General features: G+C 39.7%; 6 protein-coding genes. 2 read left to right on the forward strand and 4 right to left on the reverse strand.

Features of this window, described 5'->3' with window-relative positions:
• Nucleotides 1-264 precede the first annotated feature (264 nt).
• Nucleotides 265-2,427 carry an MMPL family transporter gene (locus WB217_RS17620; protein WP_423994599.1) on the forward strand — a complete coding sequence of 721 codons (2,163 nt, stop codon included), beginning with the start codon at nucleotides 265-267 and terminating at the stop codon, nucleotides 2,425-2,427.
• 56 nt (nucleotides 2,428-2,483) lie between these two features.
• Here the strand turns inward: WB217_RS17620 and WB217_RS17625 are convergent, their stop codons facing one another.
• The gene (locus WB217_RS17625) at nucleotides 2,484-3,347 is read right to left on the reverse strand and encodes a YihY/virulence factor BrkB family protein (protein ID WP_423994600.1); all 864 of its coding nucleotides are present in this window, start codon (nucleotides 3,345-3,347) and stop codon (nucleotides 2,484-2,486) included.
• 174 nt (nucleotides 3,348-3,521) lie between these two features.
• A complete protein-coding gene (locus tag WB217_RS17630; RefSeq protein ID WP_423994601.1) occupies nucleotides 3,522-4,277 on the reverse strand; it encodes a TraR/DksA C4-type zinc finger protein in 756 nt (251 codons plus the stop codon).
• A gap of 160 nt (nucleotides 4,278-4,437) precedes the next feature.
• On the opposite strand from WB217_RS17630, the gene WB217_RS17635 reads away from it, so the two are divergent.
• Entirely contained in the window at nucleotides 4,438-5,220 is a 783-nt protein-coding gene (locus tag WB217_RS17635; protein ID WP_423994602.1) for a hypothetical protein, read from the forward strand.
• A gap of 40 nt (nucleotides 5,221-5,260) precedes the next feature.
• Here the strand turns inward: WB217_RS17635 and WB217_RS17640 are convergent, their stop codons facing one another.
• Both WB217_RS17640 and fdhF read right to left on the reverse strand, forming a co-directional pair.
• A complete protein-coding gene (locus WB217_RS17640) occupies nucleotides 5,261-6,031 on the reverse strand; it encodes a LysM peptidoglycan-binding domain-containing protein (RefSeq protein WP_423994603.1) in 771 nt (256 codons plus the stop codon).
• Nucleotides 6,032-6,605: 574 nt separating this feature from the next.
• The gene (fdhF, locus tag WB217_RS17645) at nucleotides 6,606-8,666 is read right to left on the reverse strand and encodes a formate dehydrogenase subunit alpha (protein ID WP_423994604.1); all 2,061 of its coding nucleotides are present in this window, start codon (nucleotides 8,664-8,666) and stop codon (nucleotides 6,606-6,608) included.
• Nucleotides 8,667-8,820 lie beyond the last annotated feature (154 nt).

The following is an 8,820-nucleotide window of genomic DNA, read 5'->3' on the forward strand; positions in this document are numbered from 1 at the left end:
CTCCTTCCTGGTCCCTGTTTCAATCAATTACAATTGATTATTTGCTTTACTGATGTACTTTCCCTCCTCCAAAAATTCATTTCCCAGTTTCTCAACGCATTCTTTTAAGAACTGCTATTCAGCCTCATCTAAGAAACTTCAAACAATATTCATAACACTGAGAAAACGGTTGTTATATAATCTAAGTATTCATTTTAAGGAGAATACCAATAGATCTTGTCATTTTTTTTAGTGCAGTTATATAAATCCTACCGGAGGTTAAAAATGAATAAATTCGGAAGCTTTATTTTTAGATATAAAGGAACTGTCATTTTAATTTGGGTTGGGCTCATCATATTTTTAGGTTTTTTCGCCTTACAATTGCCTTCGGTACTAAGCGGCAATGGATTTGAATTTAATGGTGAATACAAGCAGACTAAGAATATTCTTGAGAAGGATTTTGGTCAGCATCAGGCTTCAATCATCATCCTTTATGAAAAAGAAAAGAGTGTTTCGAAAGAAGATTGGGTTGCCTTTATAAAAGATTCATTCGAAGAAGCTACAGAAGCTTCAGGAGCCGAGGATAATGTGTCACCTTTTCAGCAAAAAGGTATGCTGAAGGAAAATATCGCGTATGGACTCTTATTCTTTAACAAGGATGCTTCATCGATGGGGGATGATATTAATGGACTCCGCGAGGTGTTAAAGGATGAGAATGGGATAAAGGTAGCAATTACGGGAGAACCCGTGATCGTTAAGGATTTAAACCAGGCTAGCCAGGATGACCTCGCAAAAGCTGAAATGATTGGCCTTCCTATCGCATTGATTGTGCTAATCCTTGCGTTCGGGAGTATAGTCGCAGCTAGCTTGCCGCTTTTGGTTGGAATTTTATCGATACTTAGCACGATGGGGGCAGTATATTTTTTCAGCTACTGGTTCGATTTGACGATTTTTATCCTTAATATCATTCCAATGATTGGGCTGGCATTAAGTATTGATTTCGCTCTTTTATTCATAAACCGATTTAAGGAGGAAATGAATAAGCAATCTGTAAAGGATGCAATCATGATTACGACCGCAACCGCCGGACGTTCAATTATTTTTTCAGCGATGTGTGTGTTTATCGGCCTTCTCGGCTTGATGTTCATCAAAATAGACATTTTTCAGAACGTAGCAATCGGTGGCATGACGGTTGTATTCATATCTGCTTTATCGGCCATTACATTCCTCCCTGCAATCCTTGGCTTGTTAGGGAATAAGGTTCACTCCCTAAGTGTATTAAAGGTGAAAACGGACAAGCCAGGAATATGGAGCACCTTTGCCCATTTTGTTATGAAAAGACCCGTAATTATGACAATTCTGGCTCTAGGTTTATTAATTACCGGATTGATTCCCGTTAGACAAATGGAACTAACCGTCCCTGGAGTTGATGCCCTGCCTCCAACTTATGACGCAAGGATTGCCTATGACAAATTCCAGGATGAATTCGTGAAAAAAAATAAAACTACGGACAAGGAAGTAAAGGTAATTCTTAATACAGAAGGAAATGTTTTATCAAAAGGAAATGTTGAAAAGCTGCATGCAGTGTTAGTTGATTTAGAAGAAAGCAAAGGTGTAGAGTCTGTCGATTCGGTCTTCTCATTGTCAGGAATTGATGACCCCGATGCATTTTTAGCGGCTGCATCACAGGTGAACAGCCCTATCAAGCCGGTAATTGACAGGCTTATTTCAGAAGATAAAATGCTGGCGAGCGTTTATTTAAAAGAAACTTTATCCGCACAAGAAGCGCACGATTGGGTGAGGAATGCTGCCGAAAAAGGGTATGATGTTTCACTATCGTTCGGAGGAACTCCTAAATTCGAACAGGAAATCTTTGATGAGATTTTTGAAAAAACTCCTAAAGGTTTGACTTTAATTCTTATATCTACCTTTATCATCTTGATGGTTGCTTTTCGATCCCTGCTCATACCCCTTAAGGCGATTATAATGAACATACTGAGTTTAAGTGCAACATTCGGAATTGTCGTTTGGATCTTCCAGGAAGGGCATCTCGGTTTGGAACCAACAAGCATAGCTCTAATCCTCCCAGTGTTTGTCTTCAGTCTCGTTTTTGGGCTTTCGATGGACTATGAGGTGTTCCTGATTTCACGTATTCACGAGGAATATCTGAAAACGAAAGACAATAATTATGCAACCTTAACCGGATTGATTTCTACCAGCAAAATCATTTCATCTGCGGCCGCAATCATGATTGTCGTCACAGGCGCATTCGCCTTTACAGGGGTAGCTCCAGTAAAGCAAATGGGTGTCGGAATCGCACTGGCTATTTTCATAGACGCAACTGTCATACGAATGGTGCTGGTCCCATCGCTGATGAAGCTGCTCGGGGACTGGAACTGGTGGTTTTTCGGGCTAAAACCATCCAAAAACAATAAACTTGGACATTAAAATGAATACAAAAAAAAACAGCAGGCTACTGCTGTTTTTTTTTGCGATTATATAGACTATCCATTTGCAGATAAAGTCTTTTCACCTTCAATGGTTTCTTCCCCCATTTTCTCCCGGTGGTAAATCGCGTTGATTTCACCCCCAAGGACGAGCGCAAGCCCAGTAAGGAATAGCCATAGCATCAGGACAATTACACCGCCAAGGCTGCCATAGGTTGCTGAATAGTTTCCAAAGTTGCTTACATAAAATGAAAATCCAAGGGAAATCAGCTGCCAAACAACTGTAGCGAAAATGGCTCCAGGAATGACATGTTTGAATGGATAATGCTTATTTGGCGCAATACGATATAAACCTGCTATTACCGCTACCATTACGACAAATGCAACAATCCAGCGGACAATGCGGAAGATAATTTCAAATTGTTCTGGGATATGGATGATTGATTGAACTGTATCTAATAAAACTTTCCCGAAAACTGGGAGCAGCAACGCAACAACAAATGCCAGAATCAATCCGATTGTCAGCATGATTGATATCAGTCTTGCCTTAATGAAGGATCTTGTTTCCTCCACATCAAAAGCGATATTCATTGCTTTCATAAATGCATTCATTCCATTTGATGCTGACCAGATTGTTCCGATAATACCGAAGGTCAGCAATCCCCCGTTCCTCTCACTGACGAGTTTAACGACATTATCTCGTAATAATTGTGCTGATTCTGATGGGAGCAATTTGTTTACAACTTCAATTGCTTTTTGAGGATCGATATTTAAATAAGGAACGATTGCAATTAATAGAATCAGCATAGGAAACAAAGCCAGCATGTAATAATAGGCCTGCTGGGCGGCCAATCCTGTAGCGCGGTCTTCTTTTAACTCACCTAGCAGACTCTTTCCATAATGCATAATTTTCTCTTTCATTTTATGACTCACCTCTCGTAGGACTTCCAGTATGCTTGTCTTTTCCCCGTCTAGATCATTTTTAATCATGATAAAAATACCCAGTGGTTTTTTGCCTCCTCCTCTTGAAAATCTTTCACATATTTCATTGAAACAAAAAGGACCACTTTCTAGGAAAATGGTCTTTTAGAGTGATTATTTGTCATCCTCAATATATGGATCATGTTCATATGCCGGGAGATCGCCAAAAGAAGTCATGATTCCTTCCTGGTCCAGTTCGTCCTCATATTTCTCATGCTGTTTATTTGGGTAGACAGTGATTTCTTTACCAGTAATGTCATTCCCTACAAAGTTCTCAAAGTCTTCAACGTAGCCGACATTTTCCTCTGATTCAATATACATGTCATTATAATTGTCCTGGGGAGTGACAAAATCTGATGGTGATTCAGATGTACCCCAGCTAGATACCTCCTGCCAGGAATCCTCAGCATCATAGGCCACATTTTCATCCTTGTTATCAAGATCAAATTTCCCAAAAGGAGGCATCAATACTCCTTCTTCTATAGGACGATTATGAGATACTGTTCGATCTGGTGTATGTTCAATGCAGAATCTTGTTTCTGGTAAAGCTTCAAGCCTTTCAAGTGGAATTTCTCGGCCGCAGTCCTCACATTTTCCGTATGCCCCTTTGTCAATTGCCTGCAATGCCTTGTTAATATTCTGGATTTGGTATTCTACATGGTCGTTTAGAGCAATGTCTTTTTCCCTTTCATATAATTCGGTTCCTTCATCGCCTGGATGGTTGTCATAACTAGATAGCTCACCCATTGATTCATGGAAATGCCCACTCCTTAAATCAAAGTGATCATTACCGTCCAGATGGGACTCGAGATCTTTTTTATTTTTGAGAAGCTCTGCCTTGAATGCCGACAGCTGCCCATTTGTAAGCATATCAGCTGCTCCTTTCTGAAAAAGCGGTTTTTCTTATCTTGCTGCAATTTGCCTAATTTAATTAAAGGTAATAAGTGTTATCTTTTCCGCCAGTACCATTTTCACGACTCGGTTCATAAGATATATGACAACTTCCCAAAAATTAATAGGAGTGATGCCTATGACTTTATTTGTTAACGGATATGTTTCTCCGCAGATTTACAAAAAAAACGAGGACATAAATGAAAAGAACAACCAGGGAAAATATCACCTTAATTTTTTACAAGAAGTATTGAATGAACAGCAGAAATTAAATAGCGAATTAAGTGGAAGCGTTTCTCAGTTCGACAACACCCTACAGCAAAGCCGCATGGAACAAAACACAAATTTCATGGAGTTAGTAACTGTTCTGGCGAGACAGGAAAATTTGTCAGAAAAGGTGATTGAAAATATATCGAAACAAAAAGAGTCCACAACAGAAATAGATGGAAAGCTAATCAAACTGGAAGGAATGCATGAACAATTTGCCCAATCATTTTTAAGCAAGGAGGAGTTATTCAACCAAGCCATACTCGACCAGCTCGCCTGCCAGGAAACAATGATACAGGATTTAAATCGAAAGCTACTTGAATATGAGGATGTAACAAAAGCCCTGGTCATTCAAGCGAAGAAACAAGAGGAACTTCACGACATGGTTTCAAAACAGACGGATTTACAGGGAATCTTCCATCAAACAATCATGGAACAACTAGGCAAGCAAGATGCAGTAGGTGAAACGATCTCGGACCAGCTTAGTGAAATTAAGAACTCGCTATCCATGAAAGCGAATGCAATTATGGATAAAATAGAAGATCAATACTCTAAAATCACCCAGTTCTTCCTCAGTCTTATCATGCCCAACATTCATCAAAAGAAAATAATAAAAGGAAAAATCTTTAAAACCACCAGTATAAAAAAAGACTAAAAAAGCATTGGCATATGGCCAATGCTTTTCAAATATATGTTTAATCCAGAATCGTAACTTTAACTTGCTTTCTGCCCCATGCAAGCGCACCATCTTGAGTCGGGACAAATACATCGATACGGTTGCCTTTGATTGCTCCGCCAATATCCGCGGCTGTCGCATATCCATAACCTTCGACGTGAACTTTTGAACCCAATGGAATCACAGAAGGATCTACAGCGATTACCTTTGCATCAGGGTTGGTTTTCAGATTCACACCAGTTTTAGTAATTCCTGAACAACCTTCACAGCTTGCAGTATAAGCTGTTGATTCAACAGTGATTTCCTTTGAAGAAGCGGCTGGTGCCTGAACCGTTTTTGCAGGTACTGCTGACGCTGCAGCTTTTGCTGGTGCCGCAGTATTTACTGCTGCTGGCTGAACAGCAGCTGCTGGTTTTGCTTTCATTTCTGCAGGCATATTTGTGTAAACAGCAATTCTCATGCCTGGACGAATAAGATCTGAAGATAATTTATTCCATTCTTTAAGATCATTTACGGATACGCCATATGCTTTTGCAATATTCCAGAGTGTATCTCCTTCTCTTACCTGTACATACTTAATAGGAGATACTTCCAGCATGTCATTTGGATGAATAACATCGCTAGTTAGGTTATTCCATTTTTTTATGGATTCTACGGATGTGTCGTATGTTTTTGAAAGACCCCACAATGTATCTCCCTTATGTACGACGATTTCCTCTGCCTGTGCTTGTGCGCCGGCAGCTCCAGAAATTGCCGCGACAGCAACCAATGATAATAATGACTTTTTCATTTGTTTGCCTCCCATCGGCTAATTTTTCTCACGTGAATTATCGTAACATAGAAATTCCTGAGAAAAAGAACAGTGAGATGTAAATTCGATTACGAGAATAACAGGACTATAACGGGAATATGTCATATTTACTGAAAATTCTGTTAAAATAAACACTTTTCAGGATATAATTTCATTATATTTACATTAAGTCCTAGTTTTTTCTAATTTCACTAGTTTTTAACTGCAAATAATAATTGCGTGAATTTTAAAAAAATGAGTCTTCATGACATTAAACTTCATATGAATACTATCTCTCTTTAACTTGTGTGTTGGTTTCCGCTCCAATTAAGCCAATTAATATTAATATTTTTAGTATGTAAACTTTCAGTGTCGGAAAAAAATAATCTCACCAAAAACCTAATGAAAGATCGATTAATCCAATCTCTTAAAAATGAGGTATCTTTACCGACTCCAATCCCAGTTATCTGCAAATCAGCATACTCCTGTTAGATACAAGGATGTTATGCAGGTAATCATGAACATCAAAAATAAAAATAGCTAAAACCTCCAAAAGGAGATTTTAGCTATTTTTTCACGCGATTCTTTCGATCTTCACAGCACATGCTTTAAATTCCGCTGTACCAGAAATCGGATCGTATTCATTCAGTGTTAATACATTGGTCGGAACCTCGGACCAATGGAAGCTCATAAATACAAGTCCTGGGACAACCTGGTCTGTGATTTTCGCTTTCACTGTCAATGTTCCTCGCCTGGAGCTTACCCTTACAATTTCCCCATCAGCGATATTTAATTCGCCTGCGTCTTCAGGATGAATATCAAGAGTTTCCTCAGTCTGTTTAATTTTCACGCCTGAAGCATAATGACGTGTTTGGGTATGTGTATTGTATGACTCATACCGCCTTCCGGTTGTCAGTGTAAAAGGATATTCCTCGTCAGGCTGCTCAAGAGGCGGTGTGTATCCGACTGGGACGAACGCTGACCGTTTATCGTTTTCCTGTCCTGTATGAAATCTTTCGTGGAGAATTTTAGTTCCCGGATGGCTTTCATCAGGGCATGGATAATGGATTCCATACTCCTTGTTTAAACGTGCATAGGAGATACCTCCATACATTTCCCAGGCCAGTTCCCTCACTTCATCCCAAATTTCCTCACTTGACCTGTAATGCATTGCATAGCCCATTCTTGCCGAAAGCTCACAAAGAATTTGCCAGTCTTCTTTTGCGCCTAGGCGTGCATTTACTGCGGTGCGGACACGCTGGATTCTTCTATCTGTATTGGTGTATGTTCCGTCCACTTCCCCCCATGACTTCGCCGGCAATACTACATCAGCCATATCGGCCGTTTCTGTCATGAAGATATCCTGTACAATCAATAAATCCAGCTTCTCTAAGAGACTCTTTGTATGGTTCATATGCACATCTGCAAGAAGCGGATTTTCTCCTATGACGTATAAAGCTTTGATTTCGCCAGTCTCTATCTTGTCAAATGTCCTAGTCTGTGTGTCGCCAATTTTCTGGCTGATTTTTACCTTCCAGGCTTCCTCAAAGCGTGAGCGGTAATCATCCTGAAGAAGACTGACTGCACCAGTCAGCTGGTTAGGGAGACAGCCCATATCACCGGCACCCTGTACATTGTTTTGCCCCCTTAATGGCATGATTCCAGAACCCTTCTTGCCAATTTGCCCCGTAAGCAATGCCAGGTTCGCAATATCAAACACATTATTGACCCCGCAATGATGTTCGGTGATTCCCAGTGTATAGGCAATCATCGATTTACTTGAGTTTGCATACAATCTTGCAATCTCGATAATATCCTCCGGTGGGATGCCTGTAATTTCTGATGAAAATTCTGGGGTATATCTAGCGACATTCGCAAGCAATTTATCAAATTCATCGGTGTGTTTTCCAATAAACCCTTTGTCATATAGACCTTCAGTTATAATCACATGAATCATGGCATTAATCAGTGCGATATCAGTTCCAACTTGAATTTGTATATGCTTGTGGGCAGACTTAACCATGTCAATTTTTCTTGGGTCAATAACGATGACCTTCAATCCAGCTTTCGAGGCTTTTTTAATTCTGTTCCCTATGATCGGATGGGCTTCCGTCGTATTGGAACCCATAAGTAATAGAACTTCTGCTTCATCTATATCTTCAAGAGTGTTAGTTGGGAAACCGCTTCCAAAAACAGTCGCCAGACCGGCGACACTAGGGGCGTGTCAGGTTCGGTTACAGCCATCAATATTATTGCTCCCGATAACTGTCCTCATAAACTTTTGTGTTATATAATTTGATTCATTCGTTGTCCTTGCACAAGCAAACATGGAAATCGCATCGGGTCCAAAATCATTTTTTATCGAAGTAAGCTTGTTTGCAATAAAATCATAAGCCTCCTCCCACGTAACATTTACAAGCTTGCCTGCTTTTCTGATCATAGGAGTCGAAAGTCTTCCTGGGGCATGAACATACTGATAAGCAAACGCACCTTTCACGCAAGTTTGACCTTTGTTGACTGGCGCTTCTTTATCGCCTCTAATTTTCATAATCATATTGTCTTCCACTTCCAGTATCAATCCGCAGCCTGTTCCGCAATATCCGCAAACAGTCTTTATTTGACTGGTCGATGTCATTCCTTCCCCTCCCTGCACTTAATGATATAAATAACTTCCTTACTTTAAATAGTAGTCTAAAATTTGCCAGTAATGTTGAATATTTCAGAGAATTTTTTGTCATATTTTCAACATTTTATCTACAAGGATTTTTTCATTACGTAGAATTCCATTT

Source organism: Mesobacillus sp., assembly GCF_049588175.1.
In the GTDB taxonomy this organism is placed as follows: domain Bacteria; phylum Bacillota; class Bacilli; order Bacillales; family Cytobacillaceae; genus Mesobacillus.

Coding starts and splice junctions, on each gene's coding strand:
- WB217_RS17620 (WP_423994599.1), top strand. CDS start 265: ATGAATAAATTCGGAAGCTTTATTTTTAGATATAAAGGAACTGTCATT.
- WB217_RS17625 (WP_423994600.1), bottom strand. CDS start 3,347: ATGAAAGAGAAAATTATGCATTATGGAAAGAGTCTGCTAGGTGAGTTA.
- WB217_RS17630 (WP_423994601.1), bottom strand. CDS start 4,277: ATGCTTACAAATGGGCAGCTGTCGGCATTCAAGGCAGAGCTTCTCAAA.
- WB217_RS17635 (WP_423994602.1), top strand. CDS start 4,438: ATGACTTTATTTGTTAACGGATATGTTTCTCCGCAGATTTACAAAAAA.
- WB217_RS17640 (WP_423994603.1), bottom strand. CDS start 6,031: ATGAAAAAGTCATTATTATCATTGGTTGCTGTCGCGGCAATTTCTGGA.